This window comes from Paenibacillus wulumuqiensis, assembly GCF_000971965.1.
GTDB classification, from domain to species: Bacteria; Bacillota; Bacilli; order Paenibacillales; family Paenibacillaceae; genus Saccharibacillus; species Saccharibacillus wulumuqiensis.
Genome location: NZ_LAQP01000013.1, coordinates 208,484 through 228,439, shown reverse-complemented (window position 1 = coordinate 228,439; position 19,956 = coordinate 208,484). Strand labels below are relative to the sequence as shown.

Sequence of the window (19,956 nt, the reverse complement as noted above, 5' to 3'; positions counted from 1 at the left end):
CCAAACCGGACCGATTAGACGTGCAGCTCAAACTGATTATGCAGTGCTCGTACCGCCTGCACCATATCTTCCTTCTTCACCAGCACCCATATGGTTGTATTGGAGTCAGCCGATTGCAGAATGGATATATTTTGTTCAGTCAGGGCTGCGACGATCCGGGCCATAATTCCGGGTACTCCACTGATCCCGCCTCCGACGACGGATACTTTGGCACAGCCCGACAGACTGGAAGGATTGAGATTCATCTCTTCCAGCACCGCCAGTGCACGCTGTGCTTCATTGTCAAATACGGTATATACCGCTCCATAAGGCGTTACATTAATAAAGTCCACACTGATCCGGTTCTCGGCCATCGCCTGAAATACTTTCAGCTGCAGCTGTTCAATGCCTTCCTGCTGGCTTACGGTAATCTGGGTCACATTATTAACATACGTAATCCCGGTTACGAACCGGTCTACCACACCGCCCGGTGAGTCGACAAACTGCTCCGGCTGGGTAACCAGTGTACCTTCACCCTCTGCAAACGTCGAACGGACCCTTACCGGCACCTGGGCCTGCATGGCGATCTCGACAGCACGGGGATGAATCACCTTGGCTCCCTGATGAGCCATATTGCAAATTTCTGTATAGCTCACATAGGCAAGCGGCTTGGCATCTTCCACAATCCGCGGATCCGCCGTCAGAATGCCGTTTACATCTGTATAAATATCAACCATATCGGCATGCAGTGCAGCTCCAAGCGCTGTCGCTGATGTATCGCTGCCTCCGCGGCCAAGTGTTGTCAGGTCTCCTGCTTCACTCTGTCCCTGAAAACCGGTCACAATAACGACTTTACCGGCTTCCAGTTCACGCAGCACCCGTTCCGGACGCACTGCCAGAATACGGGCATTGCCAAAATTATCATCTGTAATAAAGCCTGCCTGGGCTCCTGTAAGAGCGACAGCAGGTATACCTTCGCTGGACAGCATTCCGCTCAGGGTAACCGCGGATATGATTTCCCCGCAGCCCATCAGCAGGTCGCGTTCTCTTGCCGATGGAATACTGCCGTTCAGCACTGTACTCTCCAGCAGAGTATCTGTTGCATAGGGATCACCGCTGCGTCCCATGGCAGATACCACGACGACAAGCTTGACCTGGCGGGCAAGCTCGCGTCTGATATGCCGCAGCACATGCTCTCTCGCCTCAGGGGTGGAGAGCGATGTGCCGCCGAATTTTTGTACCAGTATATTTTGTTTTTGCATTAAGGTTGCCATAGTGACAATATGCCTCCGTTAGCTGCTAACTGCTGCTGTTTTTGCTGCAATGATCTCGGCGATTTGCACAGCGTTCCATGCTGCACCTTTGAGAAGATTATCCGAGACGATCCACATGTTTAGACCACGCTCATCTCCCAGATCACGACGCAGGCGGCCGACGAATACGTCGTTTTTGCCGGCTGCTTCGGTGGCCAGAGGGTAAGCCTGGTTAGATGGATCGTCAACAAGAGTCACTCCCGGCGCATTCTGAAGAAGCTGTTTCACTTCGTCCAGATCAAAGTCCTGCTTGAGTTCCACATAGACGGACTCGGAATGACCATAAACAACGGGAATGCGTACGCATGTCGTTGTGACTTTGATCGATTCGTCCTCCATGATCTTCTTCGTTTCCCGTACCATTTTCATTTCTTCCAGTGTATAGCCGTTGTCCTGAAATTTATCAATCTGCGGGATGGCATTGAAAGCAATCTGATGCTTGACCGGTAGTGAACCGACTGGCAGAATATCCGGTTCGACAGTTTCATTATCCAGTATAGATTTGCTTTGACGCTTCAATTCTTCAATCGCCTGATTGCCTGCTCCGGATACCGCCTGATAGGTGGATGCAATAATGCGTTCGATTCCATAGCGGTCATAAAGCGGCTTCAGAGCAGCTACCATCTGAATGGTGGAACAGTTCGGATTAGCGATAATTCCCTTGTGGTCGGCGATGCGATCTGCATTGACTTCCGGCACGATCAGAGGGGTATCCGGGTCCATACGGTAGGCATTGGTATTGTCGATACATACTGCACCATGACGTACAGCATGTGGTGCCAGTGCCTTACTAATGTCACCACCCGCACTGAACAGGGCGATATCGATCCCTGCAAAGCTGTCCGGGGTCGCTTCTTCCACAGTTACTTCCTGGCCTTTAAAAGTTACCTTTTTACCGGCAGAACGCGCGGAAGACAGCAGCTTCAGTGTCTTCACCGGGAAATCCCGCTCTTCAAGCAATCTTACGATTTGTTGTCCTACTGCTCCTGTCGCACCAACGACAGCCACATTAAAGAATTGATTAGACATCTAGCATCTCTCTCCCCTTTGGTATTCCAGGGTCTATGTACAACAAGACCTGATCAAAGACACAAACGGCGGCCCTTATACAGACCACCGCAGACCCTGGCCGGCTTGCGCCGGAATATAATTTCAGTATCCTGCAATAATTGTAGAAATGATATCATTCCCTGTTATATCTTTCAACTGTTTCGCAAAAATGAATTTAACACAATAAAGTATTACTTCGTTCCTGTGTGTCCGAATCCACCTGCTCCACGCACCGTCTCTGATAATTCTTCAACCTGAATCAGATCGGTATCCGGCACAGTCTGGAATACCATCTGTGCCACTCGTTCACCACGGTTGATCACAAAAGGTTCCTGCCCCAGATTAATGAGCAGTACCTTGATCTCGCCGCGATAATCCGCATCGATCGTGCCCGGTGTGTTCAGACAGGTAATGCCGTGCTTGTATGCCAGTCCGCTGCGAGGACGAATCTGTGCTTCCAGACCGGCTGGCATGGCCAGGGCGATGCCTGTTGGTACCAGCGCACGGCTTCCAGGCTCCAGTGTCATCGGTTCGGTCACCGATGCATACAGATCATAACCGGAAGCCAGTTCCGACATTCTCCGTGGAAGTTCCAGTCCTTCGCTTCCAGGGAGGGTCTTGATTTCTACCTTAATGGACAAGTTCATCTCTCCTTACATGTGCAATGCTTTTATCCGATCCGCCAACCATTGCCAGAGCATACGGTTCAGCGAACATATCGTCAATGACCGAACGGATATCTTCCATCGTCACTTCTTCGATATATTGGATGGTCTCATCAACCGTATTATGCTTGCGCAGCATAATTTCGTTTTTGCCGAGACGGTTCATAATGCTGCTTGTGCTTTCCAGACTGAGGATCAGGCTGCCTTTGAGCTGCTGCTTGCCCTGCTCCAGCTCTTCTGCAGTGAGCCCGTTCTGCTTGAGATCCTGCAGCAACGCATGGGTCAGTTCAAACACATCGCCTGTCTGCTTTGGTGCGGTTCCTGCATAAATGGTAAACAAACCGCTGTCTGCATGCGCCGTATAATAGGAATATACGGAGTAAGCGAGTCCGCGCTTTTCACGAATTTCCTGGAAAAGTCGGGAGCTCATGCCTCCACCAAGCGCATTGTTGAGCAATACCATCGCATAGTATCTCGGATCATCTATTTTACCACCCGGGAAGTTCATGCAGATGTGATTTTGCTCCGTTTTTTTCTTGCGGAAAATAACATCGCCTTTGAACACCGGTGCCGTTACGATCGGTTCCGGACCATGCACATCAAAGTCACCAAAATACTTGTCCAGCAGTGGCACGACACTATCGTCAATATTGCCGGCAATACTGATTACCGTATTTTCTATCGTATAACGATCCTTCATAAACAGACGCAGCTGATCCGGTCCCATCGGCTTCAGGCGATCTTCGGTACCGAGGATCGGATAGGCCAGCGGATGATTACCATAGGAAGCCATGGTGACCAGATCATGCACAAGATCATCCGGGTCATCTTCATACATGGAGATTTCCTCCAGAATGACATTTTTCTCCTTGGCCAGTTCATTCGGATCCAGCAGGGAATAGAAAAACATATCGGATAAAATATCCAAGGCAATCTCCAGATGTTCATCCAGCACTTTGGCATAAAAACAAGTATATTCCTTGCTCGTAAAGGCGTTTACGTTGCCGCCAATACCATCAAAAATTTCGGCAATCCGTTTAGCGTCATAACGCTTGGTGCCTTTGAACAGCATATGTTCAATAAAATGCGAAATTCCATTCGTCACCAGACTTTCATTGCGTGATCCGGTTTTGATCCAGATACCAAATGTGACAGAACGGAAGGTAGGCATTTTTTCCATAACGATTCGAAGACCATTGTTCAGTTGTACCCGTTCCATAGGCGGACCTCCCGTTTCATAAATGCATTCCTATCCTAACAGAATATGAGTGTTGACTCAACACGATGGAATGAAAAAAAGAGACAGAAGAAATTCTGACTCTTTTGGTTAATACTATTCAGATGCGATTGGAATAAAGAACAAATCAGGAATTGGATTTTTCAGACGCGTCTGCTGTTAGCAGTACTTTACGTGACAGGTTCACACGGCCCTGGTTATCGATTTCCGTAACTTTAACGGTAATCATATCTCCAATGGCTATAACGTCTTCCACCTTGGCTACGCGCTCTGTAGAGAGCTGAGAAATGTGTACCAGACCATCTTTACCCGGCAGGATTTCCACGAATGCGCCAAATTTCTCGATTCGTTTTACTTTGCCCAGATAGGTCTCGCCGACTTTCACTTCACGAACCAGATTTTCGATCATGGTTTGTGCTTTCTGGATCATTTCCTCATCGGAAGAACCGATAAAGACGCGACCATCCTGCTCGATATCAATTTTCACGCCGGTTTCATCAATGATTTTGTTGATGATTTTGCCGCCGGGTCCAATAACATCACGGATCTTATCCGGGTTAATATTAATGATAACGATTTTCGGAGCATAAGCGGACAGGCTTGTTCTTGGCTTATCCATGATTTCATTCATTTTGCCGAGGATATGCAGACGTCCTTCACGAGCCTGGGACAGTGCTTCGGACAGAATCGCACGGTCGATACCGTTGATTTTGATATCCATCTGAATGGCAGTAACGCCTTCAGCCGTACCGGCTACTTTGAAGTCCATATCGCCGAGGTGATCTTCCATCCCCTGAATATCGCTCAGAATCGATACATGATCCTGATCCTTGATCAGACCCATGGCAATACCGGCTACCGGCGCTTTGATCGGCACACCTGCATCCATCATCGCCAGTGTGCTTGCACAGATACTTGCCTGGGATGTAGAACCATTGGATTCCAGAACTTCGGATACGACACGAATCGTGTACGGGAATTCCTTCTCGGAAGGAATTACTTTGGACAATGCGCGCTCACCCAGTGCACCGTGACCGATTTCGCGGCGGCCTGGTGGACGCAGTGGACGTGCTTCCCCTACGCTGAATGGCGGAAAATTGTAATGATGCATGAAACGCTTGGATTCTTCCGGTGCAATACCGTCCAGAATCTGTACATCACCAAGTGCACCCAATGTACAAATGCTCAGTACCTGTGTCTGTCCACGTGTAAACAGACCTGAACCGTGCGTTCTAGGCAGCATTTTTACATCACATTCGATCGGGCGAATCTCTTCCAGACGACGTCCATCCGGACGTACTTTGTCATGAGTGATCAGACGACGAACTTCTTCTTTGACAATATCATGAAGAACTTCTTTGACATCGTCCATCAGATCCGGTGTTTCGGCATATTGCTCTTCAAAGTGAGCAACTGCTTCGTCATTTACTTTGTCGATTGCTTCCTGACGTGCCTGTTTTTCAGCGATTTTCAGCGCATCGACCAGACGTGCAGATGCGAATTCACGCACAGCTGCATTTACGTCGCTGTCTACCGTATGCAGTTTCACTGCCATTTTCGGTTTGCCGACAGCTTTTACCAGTTCCTCGATCGTTGCAATGATATTTTGGATCTCATTATGACCAAACATGATTGCTTCCAGCATGATATCTTCCGGCAGCTCGTTGGCTTCCGCTTCTACCATCATGATCGCATCTTTGGTACCGGCAACAACCAGGTACATTTCGCTTACTTCCTGCTGTGCCTGTGTAGGATTAACGACGAATTCGCCATCCACACGACCTACAGCTACGCCGCCAATCGGTCCGTCAAACGGAACATCCGAAATGCTGAGCGCTGCGGAAGTACCGATCATTGCAGCGATCTGAGGCTCGCAATCCTGCTCTACGCTCATTACGTAGTTGGCTACCTGTACATCGTTACGGAAGCCCTCCGGGAACAATGGACGAATCGGACGGTCAGTCAGACGGCTCGCCAGAATGGCTTTCTCGCTTGGTCTGCCTTCACGTTTGATGAATCCACCTGGAATCTTACCTACAGCGTACAATTTTTCCTCGTAGTTTACAGTTAACGGGAAAAAGTCCAGATCTTTGGGTTCAGAGGAGGCTGTTACTGTACAAAGCACTGCGGTGTCTCCGTAGCGTACCATTACGGCTCCATTTGCCTGTTTAGCCAAACGGCCCGTTTCCAGTGTCAGAGTTCTGCCTCCGAGCTGCATTTCAACTCGCTGTTCCATGAAATTCCTCCTTTTTAGGTCATCATCACTATTCTATAATCAAATCCCAATTCCTGCCGGAAATGATAATCAGTAATCTAAAATATGTGTACTTACAAAAAGCAACCCGGCCGTTGCCGTTGGCTCCGAAAAGACCATACGGCTGAACAACCAGGCTGCTTTGGAATTGCTTTAGTTTTAGCGACGCAGGCCGAGTCTTTCGATCAGCGCACTGTAACGTCTAACATCGGTTTTCTTGAGGTAAGCCAGAAGCTTACGACGTTGACCTACCATTTTCAGAAGACCACGACGGGAATGATGATCCTTTTTGTGGCTGCGGAAATGATCCTGCAGGTTAACGATGTTTTCAGTCAGGATAGCGACTTGTACCTCTGGAGATCCTGTATCGGACTCATGAGTTCTGTACTCTTCGATCAGCTGTTGTTTACGTTCTTGAGTTAATGCCATCCTATTCACCTCCTTAGAATTTTCATAATAATCGCCATTAGCCTCGTTATCGGCGGTGAGACTCGAGTAACCAAGCTAAGGTTGTGTTGACTGTTTACTTGAAACAGCAACGTTAACCAGTATAGCACAACCTGATCATGAATATCAATGTTGTACTGCAAATTTATTGCAGGTGTCCGGCAAGGTGTCAGACCAGCCGTTTTCTCGCCTCTTCGGCATCGCGTCCGATCTGGGCGACCAGTTCATCAATCGATCCGAACTTCTGCTCCGGACGAATATAATCGATCAATTCTACGGCCAGCTGCTGACCATAGAGATCTCCCTGGTAATCAAAAATATGCGCTTCAAAGCTGGGACGCGTCTCTCCGGTCTGGAAGGTAGGCTTGTAGCCAATATTCATTACACCGATACGCCAAGCTCCTTCTGCCATTACCCGTACCGCATAGACCCCGGATTTGGGCACTACATATTTCTCATTGAGCTCCAGATTGGCCGTCGGGAAACCGATCGTACGGCCCCGCTTGTCGCCATCGATTACTTTGCCGCGGATCTGATAGGGACGACCGAGCAGACGGGCTGCTGTGGCTGCATCACCTTCACGCAGTGCGCGGCGGATCGCTGTACTGCTGACTTTGGTTCCTTCCAGCTGAAAAGCAGGCACGGTGTCCACCTGCAGGGATTCCTGTCCTAGCTCCCGGAGAAGCTCCGGATTGCCTGCTCCCTTATGTCCAAAATGGAAGTCGAATCCTACCACTGCCGTATGCACCTGTAGAGGACGCAGCATTTCATAGTAGAACTGCTCCGGCGTTACCGTCGAGAAAGCATGATTGAATTGAGCAACATACAGTGTATCCACACCCATGTTACGTAAAATCTCTTCCTTGATGGACAGCGGCGTCAGATAACCTTCATAATCTCCCTTGCCCAGAATTTCCTTGGGATTCGGATTGAAAGTCATTACCGAGGCTGCTATGCCAAGGCTTCTGGCCAGACGGATTCCGTGCTCAATCACACTCGTATGTCCAAGATGCAGCCCGTCAAACTGACCAATAGCCATAACCTGGCGATGGTTCGAATGAGGTCTGCCGCCCTCTGCCCAGGGATAGGATAACCTTACGATATTCACTATGATATCACCTGCATTTCCGCAATTAGTTCATTTCAGCGCTGCTGTCTGTATTGTAACCCATGAAGATATGGATAGGCTATGCAGGCAAAAACACCTTTACCGGTGCAATCTGCCCAGTCTGCTCATCCTCACGGAAAATTCCGATAAATATCTCTTCCGGACCATACAGCTTGAACAAGCCTATACTGCCTTTGTCCAGCTGCTGATTCGTTACAGTTGCAGAAGCATCCTCCACAGGGTGGATATAACGCTTATCAATCTTTTTACCCTGCAGCGTCGAACGGTATAGCGCTTCATCAACCGTAAATGAAGGCAAGCCGGACATCGCCTGATCCGCCGGGATCAGATGCTGCTCCAGTTCGCCGGTCTCCATAAGCGCTTCGATCTGTTCAAAGGTCAGACATTGATCCAGCCGGATTCCTGCCGACTGGGTACGCACCAGCTCCACCATCGTAGAAGGGACATGAAGAGCGCGTCCTACATCGACACATAGTGTACGGATGTACGTACCTTTGGAACAGAGCACACGGAACGAGACTTCCGGATGCGTGCCCGGTTTCCAGCCTGTCATTTCCAGACTGTAAATGGTCACTTCCCGTGCCTTGCGTTCCACAGTCTTGCCTTCACGAGCCAGCTCATACAGACGCTTGCCATCCACTTTGACAGCGGAATACATGGGCGGCACCTGCGAGATCGTGCCGATCATGCTCTGCAAAGCCGTATGCACCTGCTCCTCGGTTAGCTGTACTTCGTCTACCTGCTCGATAATCTCACCGGTAAGATCTTCTGTATCGGTAGCTATGCCAAAGCGCAGCGTTGCCTCATACTCTTTGGGCATTTCCTGCAAATATTCCACGATACGCGTAGAACGCCCCAGACATAGCGGTAATACGCCGGTGACGGCCGGATCAAGTGTACCGGTATGACCGATACGCTTCATCCGTACCAGACGGCGAACTTTGGCTACTACATCATGGGAAGTAAATCCTGCCGGCTTGTGTACCGCCAGTACTCCGTCAAACTGATTCATAAGGACTCCTTCACCCGCTGCACTACTTTTTCAATGACTTCATTCAGACTGCCTTCAAGTCTGCAGCCTGCTGCTTTGATATGCCCGCCGCCGTCAAAATGCTGGGCAATGGCTGCCACATCCACTTTACCGGCAGAACGCATACTTGCTTTTACCGCGTTGGCGTTGATTACTTTGAAGAAAATGCCAACTTCGACGCCCTGAATATTCCGGGTAAAGTTAACAATTCCTTCGAGATCCTCGTTCTCGGCTCCCGATTGGATCATATGCTCAGGCGTTACGTGCACATAGGCAATCTTGCCGTCAGCAGTCAGTTCCAGGGTGGATAAGGCAAGTGCCAGCACTTTGACCTGCGCCAGGGTTACTTCCTCCAATAATGTCTCTGCCAGCTCGGGACCATTGACTCCCAACTCCAGCAGCCGGGAAGCAATCTCCATTACCTTGGGAGAAGTGCTGGAATAGCGGAAACCGCCTGTATCGGTCAGCAAGCCTGTATAGATCGCTTCTGCCGCTTCGCTCGTCCATTCGACATCAAAGCAATTAATCCAGTCATACAGCACTTCAGCTGTAGCTGCAGCATCCGGTTTGATCACATTGACTGTGCCAAATCCGTCATTGGTTGGATGATGATCTATGTTTAGAATAGTGGCGGATTCTGCCATCCATTCTTTTACTAAGCCTACACGCTTAAAGTCTGCACAGTCGACGCAGATTATGTTCTGATATTCACGTTGTCCACCATCGGACAGCTGGTTGATGATTTGGTCCGATAGCGTAAGGTAATTCATACGCTTCGGAATCGGACCTTCATTGACCAGTGTGAATTTTTTGCCCAGACAAGACAGAAGCCAGCCCACTGCTACAGTGGAACTGACTGCGTCTCCGTCCGGCTGAACATGCGAAACCACCAGAAAATCATCGTGCTCCTCAACGAATGCTTTCGCATCCAGAAGCGCTTGTTCATAGGTCTGCATTGCCGTCTCCTTTGAAGTTACTCTTTGGAAGAATCTTCATTACGGTGGATCTGATTGATCAACTGGTCAATCCGATTGCCGTAGGCAATGGACTCATCAATTTTGAAAATCAGTTCCGGTGTATGACGCAACCGGATGCGCTTGCCGATTTCGGAGCGCAGGAACCCGGATGCTTTTTCGATTCCTTTCAGAGAACCTTGTTTTTGTTCATCATCACCCAGTACGCTGAGGTAAACCTCAGCCTGGGAGAGATCATTGGTAACATCTACACCGGTAACGGTCACAAAACCGATACGCGGATCTTTGAGTTCATTTTGGATGAGCAGACTCAGTTCTTTTTTGATCTGTTCGCCTACTCGTCCTGTTCTGATCTTAGCCATTCTTTTTCACCTCGCGATTAGCGCTCTACAGCTTCCATGATAAAGGCTTCGATAACGTCGCCTTCTTTGAGATCATTGTAGCCATCCAGCGTAATACCACACTCGTAACCCTGTGCCACTTCTTTGGCGTCATCTTTGAAACGTTTGAGGGAATCGATCTTGCCCTCAAAGACAACGATGCCGTCACGGATCAGGCGGGTCTCTGCAGAACGGGTGATTTTGCCGGAAGTAACCATACAACCTGCAATTGTACCAACTCTGCTGATTTTGAATGTGCTGCGGACTTCTGCATGTCCAATAACCACTTCTTTGTATTCCGGATCGAGCATACCTTTCATAGCCTGCTCAATCTCTTCAATTGCACTGTAGATAACGCGATGCAGACGGATATCTACTTTTTCCTGCTCGGAAGTTTGCTTCGCCTGTACGTCAGGACGTACGTTAAAGCCGATAACGATCGCATTGGAAGCTGCGGCCAGGATAATATCGGACTCGTTGATTGCACCTACACCGCGGTGGATAATTTTGACGCGTACGCCTTCCACTTCGATTTTTTCCAGAGAGCCTTTGAGAGCCTCTACGGAACCCTGTACATCACCTTTGATGATGACGTTCAGGTCTTTGATTTCACCGTCTTTGATATGTTGGAACAGATCATCCAGCGTGACGCGTGTATTGGCGCCCAGCTCGGACTGACGATGTGTAATCGCACGTTTGTCAGCAATCGAACGTGCTTTGCGCTCATCTTCAAATACCATGAACGGATCGCCTGCCTGTGGCACTTCCGTCAGACCGGTAATTTCGACCGGTGTGGAAGGACCTGCTTCTTTGAGGCGGCGTCCCTTATCATTTACCATCGCACGGATACGTCCGAAACAGTTACCTGCAACAAAAGCATCTCCGACTTTGAGGGTACCATGCTGTACGAGAATACGAGCTACCGGACCGCGTCCTTTATCCAGCTCGGCTTCAATGACTGCACCACGGGCACGCTTGTCCGGGTTCGCTTTGTAGTCGTTCACTTCAGCGATCAGCAGGATCATTTCCAGCAGTTCTTCGAGACCTGTACGCTGCTTGGCAGATACATTAACGAAGATGGTGTCTCCACCCCACTCTTCCGGTACGAGTTCATACTCGGTGAGTTCCTGTTTTACTTTATCCGGATTCGCACCCGGCTTATCGATTTTGTTGACAGCCACGATAATTGGCAGACCTGCCGCTTTGGCATGGTTAATCGCCTCTACCGTCTGTGGCATAACGCCATCATCCGCCGCAACCACGATGATTGTAATATCCGTCACCTGTGCACCACGAGCACGCATAGCGGTAAACGCTTCGTGACCCGGTGTATCCAGGAAAGTAATTTTTTTCTTATTAATTTCTACCTGGTATGCGCCGATATGTTGAGTAATACCGCCTGCTTCGCCGCCTGTTACGTTCGTGGAACGAATGGCATCCAGCAAAGTGGTTTTACCGTGATCGACGTGACCCATAATAGTAACAACCGGTGGACGTGCTTTCAGATCTGCTTCTTCATCGACTTCTTCCACTGTCTCGAAACGATCATCTTCCACTGCGATTTTCACTTCAACTTCTACGCCATAATCATCAGCAAGCAGCTGGATCGTATCCAGATCAAGCTCCTGGTTGATTGTAGCCATAACGCCGCTGCTGATCAGCTTCTTGATAACTTCGGAAGCATCCTTGTGCAGTAGTTTGGCTGTTTCGCCAACCGTCATCTCACCACGAACGATGATTTTCTTAGGCGTGTTGTCGATTTTCTCGCGCGGAGGCTGGTTGTAGTTCTGGTTACGTCCGCCACGGCCTTTGCCGCCACGACCGTTACGGTTACCACCGCCACCACGGTTGTTATCGAAACGTCCGCCGCCACCGCCACTGCCGCCGCGGTTATTGTTGCTGCGGTTACCGCCGCCACTGCTGCCACGGTTACCACCGGAGTTGGAACTTGATCCTGTTCCACCGCTTTGGGCAGTTCTTACCTGGCCGGAAGGCTGACGGTTCTGTGAACTGCTGCTGGATTGAGGACGGGCAGCTGCACTGCTAGGCTGGCGAGTGCCACCTGTAGTACTGCGATTACCCTGTTGACCGGTGGAAGTTCCACCCTGTGAACTGCGGTTGCCCTGTTGGCCGGATGAAGATCCGCCTTGTGCACTACGGTTACCTTGTTGACTTGACGACGAGTTAGAGCGGTTACTGCTTGTACCGCTTTGGGACCTATTATTCCCATTGGTTGAGTTGTTCTGATTTTTTATATCCATACCTACCTGCTTTTCCTGTCTATTTTTTTCGCGTGACGTCGAAGAAGCGTCCGCTATTGTTGACTGTCCAGTACTTTGGTTATCCGCAGCACTGGATTTAATATTTTTAAAAAAACCTTCGACTTTGGTGACAGCGTCATTTTCCATGACGCTCATATGATTGTTGACCGGTACATTCAGTTTTTTCAAGATCGTAATGATTTCTTTGCTGCTCATATTGAGAGATTTCGCATATTCATAAACTCTCAGTTTATCCTTCTGCTCCTGTGTGCTCAATATATTCCACCTCCGACGAATCCCCTATTCGTTTGCGGAGAAGCTTGGCGAACCCGTTGTCGGTCAATGCCAGCACGACACGGCCATCCTTTCCGATGCTTGTTCCCAGCTGATCACGATCGTAACCGATGAGCAGAGGGATCTGGTAACTACTGCACTTATCACGGAATTTCTTTTGCGTGTTGGCTGAGGCATCCCCGGCCAGGACGACAAGTGAAGCGTCGCCGGAACGAATCGCTTTGAGCACGAGTTCGTCCCCGGATAATACTTTACCAGCCCGCATTGCAAGACCGAGTAGGGATAATTCGTTATTCATTAGCGTCTCTCTCCTGCACTGAACTGAAATTGCTTTCTACGCTGCTAAACTCGCTGGCAAGCCGTTCATATATTTCCGGACTTACCGGCACTTTGAGTGCGCGGTCAAACGCACGACTCTTCTGTGCCAGCTGAAAGCAGGCCATATTGCCGCATACATAGGCGCCACGACCCGATTTCTTACCGGTCAAATCAATCTCCACCGTTTCTTCCGGTGTACGTACGATGCGAACCAGCGTTTTCTTAGGCATCATTTGCTGGCAAGCGACACATTTGCGCAGCGGTATCTTTTTGGTCTTCAATGGTACCATCCCCCTTCAAACTTATGAACTCTCCCGATTGCCATCATGCACACACATCAGAACGGCCACGGCAAACAGCGGCCTGTAAGAGAGTCCAATCCTGCAAGTAATGGGAAAGGTTAGTCAACCGATACGGAATCCTGATGCATTTCTTCGCCCATTTCTCTCGGACGTCCAAATTCTTCTTCTGCCTGTGTCTCGCTCTTGATGTCGATTTTCCAGCCAGTCAGTTTGGCGGCAAGGCGCGCATTCTGACCTTTGATACCGATTGCCAGGGAAAGCTGGTAATCCGGTACAATGACGCGGGCCATCTTCTCTTCCTCGAACACTTGAACTTCAAGTACTTTAGAAGGGCTCAACGCGTTGGCTACGTATTCTTCCACACTCTCCGAATAACGGACGATATCGATCTTCTCGCCGCGCAGTTCACCGACGATAGTCTGTACGCGTATGCCGCGAGGACCTACACAGGAACCGACAGGATCGACTTCCGTATTACGGGAATACACTGCGATTTTGGAACGGAAGCCGGCTTCACGAGCCACCGAGCGGATCTCTACTACGCCATCAAAAATTTCTGGCACTTCCAGCTCAAACAGACGTTTCAGCAGACCAGGATGTGTACGTGAAAGTACAATCTGAGGTCCTTTGGTCGTGTTTTCCACTTTGGTGATGTAGCCTTTGATACGCTCGTTCATATTGAACTTCTCATTCGGCATCAATTCGGTCAAAGGCAGTACAGCTTCTACTTTACCCAGATCAACGTAAATGTTACGTGCATCCTGGCGCTGTACAATACCGGTGACGATATCTTCTTCTTTATCAATAAAAGCATTATAAATGAGTCCGCGTTCAGCTTCACGGATACGCTGTGTAACAACCTGCTTCGCAGTTTGCGCAGCAATACGTCCGAAATCACGTGGAGTGACTTCGATCTCTGCTACGTCTTCCAGCTGGAAGTGCGGGTTAATCTCACGAGCGGAAGCAACCGAAATCTCAGTGCGCTCATCCAGTACTTCTTCCACGACCATTTTACGGGCAAAGACTTTGATCGCCCCGGTGTTGCGGTTCATATCGACCCGCACGTTTTGCGCAGTATTGAAATTGCGCTTGTAACTGGAAATAAGTGCCGCTTCGATCGCTTCGAATAAAATATCCTTGCTGATCCCCTTTTCGCGTTCCAGCTCATTCATTGCTTCAATAAAATCCATACTCATGGCTTTCAAGATCCCCCTTTCAAAAAACTACCGTTTTAAAAAATGATTGCCAGTCTGGCGCTGGCTACTTTTTCATATGGAATAGTGTAACGTTTCTTGCCCGCTTCAATGAGCATGTCTTCATTATCAAAGGAGAGCAACCGTCCTTCAAATTCCTTGGACCCATCCACTGGTTCATATGTTGTTACAAATACGTCTTTTCCGACTGCTTTGAGAACATCCGACTCTTTTTTGAGAGGACGTTCAGCTCCCGGTGAGGAAACTTCCAGAAAGTAAGGATCTTTGATCGGATCATTGGCATCCAGCTGCTCACTTAAATACTCACTAACCCGGCCGCAATCATCGATATCAATGCCGCCTTCTTTGTCCACAAATACGCGGAGAAACCAGTTCTTACCTTCTTTTACATATTCCACATCGACCAGCTCAAACCCATGTTCCTCCAAAAATGGCTGTACCATTTCCTCGACGGTCGTTTTAATCTTTGGTGTACTCAAACAATCCAACCCTCCATCGCCTCAGAATCCCTTATTCAAATGAGCGCTGCCGAATGGCGTATAACTGCTGCATCTTAAAGAAAATCGAACCAAATAAGAATCTTTCGGTTCGATCTTTTCCATAGGCTATACCGTATACCTTTATTCAACAACCTCATACCAAACAGTAAAGAGTGGGTTTCCCCACTCTTTACAGGACGGTTATTTCTTTCTTAGCTCCTTAAAATTATATCATAATCCTGCATTAGTGACAAGTGAAACGCCTTGACCACATTTGATAGGGTGCAACCCTTTAGAAAAGAGACAGCTGATTACTCTCAGGCAGACCGCGGAAGCAGCCCATCTGTGTCATCAGCTCCACGATCGTCTTGGTGGCCTTTGATTTCTGCTGGAAATCCTCGATCGACAGGAACTCTCCATGCTCACGGGATGCGGCGATATTACGTGCCGCATTGTCCCCGATACCCTGTACCGCAGAGAACGGCGGCAGAAGGCTTTTATCATCCACAATAAAGGAAGTGGCATCCGAACGATACAGATCAATCGGTTTGAACGAGAACCCGCGGGCTGTCATTTCCAGCGCCATTTCGAGTGCTGGCAGCATGTTCTTTTCCTTTGGCGGTGCCTGGAAGCCCATCTGCTCAATCTCTTCAATCTTGCGATAGATCGCTTCGTAACCTTTGCAGCACAGATCGATATCAAAATCCTCTACCCGAACGGTAAAGTAGGTCGCATAGTATTCAATCGGATAATACAATTTGAAGTAAGCCGTACGCACTGCCGAGATAACATAGGCAGAGGCGTGGGCTTTCGGGAACATATACTGGATTTTGAGACAGGAATCAATGTACCACTGCGGCACCTTGCATTTCTTCATCTCATCGATCCATTCCGGTGTCAGACCTTTACCTTTACGCACACTCTCCGTAATTTTGAAGGCCAGACCGGCATCCATGCCCGCTTTGTAAATCAGGAACAGCATAATATCATCACGACAGCCGATAACGGTCTTGATCGTACATGTGTTGTTCTTGATCAGTTCCTGTGCGTTGCCGAGCCATACGCCGGTTCCGTGTGACAGACCCGAGATCTGGAGTAAATCGGCAAAGGAAGACGGCTGTGATTCCACGAGCATCTGCCGAACGAACTTGGTCCCCATCTCCGGTACACCATATGTCGCTACCGGACTGCGCAGCTGCTGCGGCGAAATGCCCAGTGCTTCCGTCGAGTTAAACATGCTCATAACCTTCGGATCGTTCATCGGAATGGTCGTTGGGTCTACACCGGTCAGATCCTGCAGCATCCGCATCATCGTCGGATCATCATGACCCAGAATATCCAGTTTGAGCAGATTCGCCTCAAACGCGTGATAGTCAAAGTGTGTTGTTTTCCACTCGGCATTTACATCATCTGCCGGGTATTGTACCGGTGTAACATCCTCTACATCGATGTAATCCGGTACAACTACGATACCGCCGGGATGCTGACCGGTACTGCGCTTGACGCCCGTACACCCCGATGCAAGACGGTTCAATTCGGCACCGCGCCATTTTTTCTGGTGCAGTTCTTCATATTTCTTGGCAAATCCATACGCTGTCTTCTCGGCGACCGTACCGATTGTTCCGGCACGAAATACGTTCTCTTCTCCAAACAGCACTTTGGTATAATTATGCGCCTTGGGCTGGTAATCGCCGGAGAAGTTCAAGTCAATATCGGGAACCTTATCCCCTTTGAAACCAAGAAACGTCTCAAACGGGATATCCTGACCTTCGCCTTTGAGTTTGCCGCCGCATTGCGGGCAGTCTTTCTCGGGAAGGTCGAATCCGCTCGGTACGCTGCCGTCGAGGAACCATTCGCTATGCCGGCATTCCGAATTGATACAGATATAATGGGCAGGCAGCGGATTAACCTCAGATATACCGAGGAATGTCGCTACGACCGACGAACCTACCGATCCCCGCGAACCGACCAGATAACCGTCCTGGTTGGACTTTTTAACCAGCTTCTCGGAAATCAGATAGTTGGCAGAGAATCCGTATTTGATAATCGGCTCCAGCTCTTTTTCCAGACGGGCAATAACGACTTCCGGCAGATCTTCGCCGTAAATGGACTTGGCCGTCTCATAACAGGTATTGCGTATTTCTTCATCGGCTCCGTCCAGTAGTGGCGTAAACAGCTTGTCCGGGAACAACGGGAAGTCCTCGAATCGTTCTGCCAGCGCCTGGGTGTTGGTGACGACCACTTCATAAGCTTTGTCTTCGCCGAGGAAAGTAAACTCTTCCAGCATCTCACTTGTTGTACGCAGATGCGCATCCGGCTTGCGCTGATCCTTGAGCGGACTAAAGCCGGTAATGCCGTTGATCGTAATATCCCGGAACAGCTTCTGACGTGGCTCCAGATAATGTACATTGCCTGTCGCTACAACCGGCTTGTTCAGGCGGTCACCGATCTCGCACACTTTAGTCAGTGCGGTCTCAATCTCGCGTGGACTGCCGACCAGACCTTTATCCACCAGATGCATGTACATGGTCATGGGCTGAATCTCCAGCACATCGTAGAACTGGGCCACTTCTTCCGCTTCCTCCACGGTTTTATTCAACACCGCTTCAAAGAATTCGCCTTTCTCACAGCCGGACATGACAAGTATGCCTTCGCGGTATTCGGTTAATACGGACTTGGGAATACGCGGCACACGTTTAAAGTATTCGGTGTGCGACAGGGAAATCAGCTTAAACAGATTCTTTTTGCCTTTTTCATTGAGTGCATAGATCGTGCAGTGGAATGGACGGGCATTGGACAGATCCTGACCGACAAATTCATTCAGACGATCCAGCCGGGTTAAACGGCGCTCCTGTTCCGCATCCTTGAGCAATCCGAACAAAATGCCTCCCAGGGCAATCGTATCGTCAATCGCACGGTGATGGCTTTCCAGAGATACTTTATATTTATCCGCCAGTGTATTCAGACGGTGGTTTTTCATTTTCGGGTGAAGCAGTCTTGCCAGTTCCAGTGTATCCAGCACCGGATTTTTCATTTCCGGCAGATCATGATTTTTCAGTGTAGCCTGGATAAAGCCAATATCGAATCGTGCGTTGTGCGCGACCAGAATGCCATCACCGGCAAAAGCAACAAATTCACGGATCACCTGATCAATTTCTGGAGCTCCACGAACCATCTCGTCGGTAATATTGGTCAGCTGCTGGATATTGTACGGTATCCGTTCATGCGGATCGACAAATGTAGCATACCGGTCCAGCTCCTTGCCATCCTGCATTTTGACAGCGGCAATCTCGATAATCTTGTTTTGTGTGATCGACAGACCCGTGGTCTCGATATCGAATACGATATAGGTCGCATCTTTGAGTTCAATCGGCTGCGGCTCGAGTACGATGGCGACCGAGTCATTAATGACGTTGGCTTCCAATCCATACAGTACTTTGACACCGTGCTTTTTGGCTGCTTTGGCTGCTTCGGGATAGCACTGTACACCACCATGATCGGTAACGGCAATCGCTGAGTGCCCCCATGCGGCAGCTGTTTTTACATACTGGTCAATCGGTGTGACGGCATCCATCGTGCTCATTGTTGTATGCAAGTGGAACTCTACCCGCTTTTCCTCCGCATCATCTTTGCGTCCGGGAGGGGCCTTGATTTCATTCAGATCAGAAGGAATCATCGCCAGTTCCGGAATCTGCATAAACCGGTCATATTCCACCCGGCCGCGTGCTTTCACCCATTTGCCGTTAGCCAGCAGGCTCATCACTTTCAGATCTTCCTTGTTTTTGGCAAACATCTTCATCTGCAGGGAATCGGTAAAGTCGGTCAGGAAGAATGTAAACAGGGTGCTGCCATTACGCAGTTCCTTGCTTTCCAGTCCGAAAATGGTACCCTGAACCGTAATCTTTTTCTCTTCATCCTGAAGATCCTGCAGCGGCACTGCCTGCTCCTTGATCTCATAACCGACCTGGAGACGTACCGGCTCGCCATCTTCATCCACTTCTTCTTCCAGCTCGGATTCCATGCTGGTCATGATGCGTTCAATCTCCTGCAGTTCTTCCTGACGGCGCTGTTCATGGAAAGCCTGAACCGCTTCAGTCGTGTTCTCGCCCACTTCTACCTTGATCCGCAGCTGAAGACCGAAATAATCTTCATAAAAGCGTACAATCGCCTGGTCAATCTGCTTTTTCTTGGCCAATTCCATAGCCATCTGATCACTCATTGTCAGTGTCAGTACATCCCCGTTCAGTGCAAACTTGGCACGGGTCATCCAGCCGTTAACCGATGGGATCTGACGTTGTACCCATTCCAGGAAAAGGCTCCAATATTCTTCTACAATCTGCACATGATCAATATGATCACTATACCGGAACAGGAACTTGATTTTGGCAATATGGCTCATTTTGTCCTGTATATGTTTGCAAAAGGTACGATAGGTCGGTGAAGGAATAAGCGTCTCTTTACTAATCGTCAGCTTCCATTCCTTGTTGCTGCGGCTGATTTCTACCTGCTCAATCGCTCCGTCTGCAAAATAGGGCTCCATCAATCCGGCAGGCACCTGCGCCTGCTTCATTAACAGCTCGAAACGTTGTCTTTTCTCTCCGCTAGCGCTCACGCTTATGAGGTCCCCCTT

The 19,956-nt window shown here is 49.3% G+C and carries 16 protein-coding genes; all 16 read right to left on the bottom strand.

Translation table 11 applies throughout. From position 1 onward, the window contains the following. Positions 1 to 14: 14 nt before the first annotated feature. The 16 genes from dapG to WH45_RS15870 all read right to left on the bottom strand — a co-directional run bounded on the left by dapG (position 15) and on the right by WH45_RS15870 (position 19,896). Positions 15 to 1,253, bottom strand: a complete 1,239-nt coding sequence (gene dapG / locus WH45_RS15945) for an aspartate kinase (protein WP_200897721.1) — start codon at positions 1,251 to 1,253, stop codon at positions 15 to 17. An 18-nt stretch (positions 1,254 to 1,271) separates the two neighbouring features. Beyond that, positions 1,272 to 2,321: an aspartate-semialdehyde dehydrogenase gene (locus WH45_RS15940; protein WP_046215408.1), complete on the bottom strand. Its 1,050-nt coding sequence runs from the start codon at positions 2,319 to 2,321 to the stop codon at positions 1,272 to 1,274. A 212-nt stretch (positions 2,322 to 2,533) separates the two neighbouring features. After that, positions 2,534 to 2,989: a dUTP diphosphatase gene (dut, locus tag WH45_RS15935; RefSeq protein WP_046215407.1), complete on the bottom strand. Its 456-nt coding sequence runs from the start codon at positions 2,987 to 2,989 to the stop codon at positions 2,534 to 2,536. After that, on the bottom strand, positions 2,973 to 4,226 hold the full coding sequence (locus WH45_RS15930) for a M16 family metallopeptidase (protein WP_046215406.1): 1,254 nt from the start codon (positions 4,224 to 4,226) through the stop codon (positions 2,973 to 2,975). The genes dut and WH45_RS15930 overlap by 17 nt, the downstream gene beginning before the upstream one ends. Positions 4,227 to 4,371: 145 nt before the next feature. Then, positions 4,372 to 6,480 (bottom strand): polyribonucleotide nucleotidyltransferase, encoded by a 2,109-nt coding sequence (pnp, locus tag WH45_RS15925; protein ID WP_046215405.1) that lies wholly within the window; start codon positions 6,478 to 6,480, stop codon positions 4,372 to 4,374. Positions 6,481 to 6,657: 177 nt separating this feature from the next. After that, positions 6,658 to 6,927 carry a 30S ribosomal protein S15 gene (rpsO, locus tag WH45_RS15920; protein WP_017813726.1) on the bottom strand — a complete coding sequence of 90 codons (270 nt, stop codon included), beginning with the start codon at positions 6,925 to 6,927 and terminating at the stop codon, positions 6,658 to 6,660. A gap of 187 nt (positions 6,928 to 7,114) precedes the next feature. Continuing rightward, positions 7,115 to 8,053, bottom strand: coding sequence for a bifunctional riboflavin kinase/FAD synthetase (locus tag WH45_RS15915; RefSeq protein ID WP_052723811.1), 939 nt, complete (start codon positions 8,051 to 8,053; stop codon positions 7,115 to 7,117). A 79-nt stretch (positions 8,054 to 8,132) separates the two neighbouring features. Then, positions 8,133 to 9,086: a tRNA pseudouridine(55) synthase TruB gene (gene truB, locus WH45_RS15910; protein ID WP_046215404.1), complete on the bottom strand. Its 954-nt coding sequence runs from the start codon at positions 9,084 to 9,086 to the stop codon at positions 8,133 to 8,135. Continuing rightward, positions 9,083 to 10,060 carry a DHH family phosphoesterase gene (locus WH45_RS15905; RefSeq protein WP_046215403.1) on the bottom strand — a complete coding sequence of 326 codons (978 nt, stop codon included), beginning with the start codon at positions 10,058 to 10,060 and terminating at the stop codon, positions 9,083 to 9,085. Before WH45_RS15905 ends, truB begins: the two co-directional genes overlap by 4 nt. Positions 10,061 to 10,077: 17 nt before the next feature. Beyond that, positions 10,078 to 10,440 carry a 30S ribosome-binding factor RbfA gene (rbfA, locus tag WH45_RS15900; RefSeq protein ID WP_046215402.1) on the bottom strand — a complete coding sequence of 121 codons (363 nt, stop codon included), beginning with the start codon at positions 10,438 to 10,440 and terminating at the stop codon, positions 10,078 to 10,080. Positions 10,441 to 10,457: 17 nt separating this feature from the next. Then, positions 10,458 to 12,995 carry a translation initiation factor IF-2 gene (gene infB / locus WH45_RS15895; RefSeq protein WP_046215401.1) on the bottom strand — a complete coding sequence of 846 codons (2,538 nt, stop codon included), beginning with the start codon at positions 12,993 to 12,995 and terminating at the stop codon, positions 10,458 to 10,460. Further along, positions 12,970 to 13,311, bottom strand: coding sequence for a YlxQ family RNA-binding protein (locus tag WH45_RS15890; RefSeq protein ID WP_046215400.1), 342 nt, complete (start codon positions 13,309 to 13,311; stop codon positions 12,970 to 12,972). Before WH45_RS15890 ends, infB begins: the two co-directional genes overlap by 26 nt. After that, on the bottom strand, positions 13,304 to 13,612 hold the full coding sequence (gene rnpM, locus WH45_RS15885) for an RNase P modulator RnpM (protein WP_017813719.1): 309 nt from the start codon (positions 13,610 to 13,612) through the stop codon (positions 13,304 to 13,306). The genes WH45_RS15890 and rnpM overlap by 8 nt, the downstream gene beginning before the upstream one ends. A 119-nt stretch (positions 13,613 to 13,731) precedes the next feature. After that, positions 13,732 to 14,829: a transcription termination factor NusA gene (nusA, locus tag WH45_RS15880; RefSeq protein ID WP_046215399.1), complete on the bottom strand. Its 1,098-nt coding sequence runs from the start codon at positions 14,827 to 14,829 to the stop codon at positions 13,732 to 13,734. A gap of 35 nt (positions 14,830 to 14,864) precedes the next feature. Beyond that, on the bottom strand, positions 14,865 to 15,326 hold the full coding sequence (gene rimP, locus WH45_RS15875; RefSeq protein WP_046215398.1) for a ribosome maturation factor RimP: 462 nt from the start codon (positions 15,324 to 15,326) through the stop codon (positions 14,865 to 14,867). 292 nt (positions 15,327 to 15,618) lie between these two features. Then, complete coding sequence (locus tag WH45_RS15870; RefSeq protein WP_046215397.1) at positions 15,619 to 19,896, bottom strand: PolC-type DNA polymerase III; 4,278 nt, start codon at positions 19,894 to 19,896, stop codon at positions 15,619 to 15,621. Positions 19,897 to 19,956: the final 60 nt, after the last annotated feature.

What these genes read in the sequence shown, in the direction of transcription:
- dapG (WP_200897721.1), bottom strand. Translation starts at nt 1,253, where the DNA reads ATGGCAACCTTAATGCAAAAACAAAATATACTGGTACAAAAATTCGGC.
- WH45_RS15940 (WP_046215408.1), bottom strand. Translation starts at nt 2,321, where the DNA reads ATGTCTAATCAATTCTTTAATGTGGCTGTCGTTGGTGCGACAGGAGCA.
- dut (WP_046215407.1), bottom strand. Translation starts at nt 2,989, where the DNA reads ATGAACTTGTCCATTAAGGTAGAAATCAAGACCCTCCCTGGAAGCGAA.
- WH45_RS15930 (WP_046215406.1), bottom strand. Translation starts at nt 4,226, where the DNA reads ATGGAACGGGTACAACTGAACAATGGTCTTCGAATCGTTATGGAAAAA.
- pnp (WP_046215405.1), bottom strand. Translation starts at nt 6,480, where the DNA reads ATGGAACAGCGAGTTGAAATGCAGCTCGGAGGCAGAACTCTGACACTG.
- rpsO (WP_017813726.1), bottom strand. Translation starts at nt 6,927, where the DNA reads ATGGCATTAACTCAAGAACGTAAACAACAGCTGATCGAAGAGTACAGA.
- truB (WP_046215404.1), bottom strand. Translation starts at nt 9,086, where the DNA reads ATGAATCAGTTTGACGGAGTACTGGCGGTACACAAGCCGGCAGGATTT.
- WH45_RS15905 (WP_046215403.1), bottom strand. Translation starts at nt 10,060, where the DNA reads ATGCAGACCTATGAACAAGCGCTTCTGGATGCGAAAGCATTCGTTGAG.
- rbfA (WP_046215402.1), bottom strand. Translation starts at nt 10,440, where the DNA reads ATGGCTAAGATCAGAACAGGACGAGTAGGCGAACAGATCAAAAAAGAA.
- WH45_RS15890 (WP_046215400.1), bottom strand. Translation starts at nt 13,311, where the DNA reads ATGAATAACGAATTATCCCTACTCGGTCTTGCAATGCGGGCTGGTAAA.
- nusA (WP_046215399.1), bottom strand. Translation starts at nt 14,829, where the DNA reads ATGAGTATGGATTTTATTGAAGCAATGAATGAGCTGGAACGCGAAAAG.
- WH45_RS15870 (WP_046215397.1), bottom strand. Translation starts at nt 19,896, where the DNA reads ATGAAGCAGGCGCAGGTGCCTGCCGGATTGATGGAGCCCTATTTTGCA.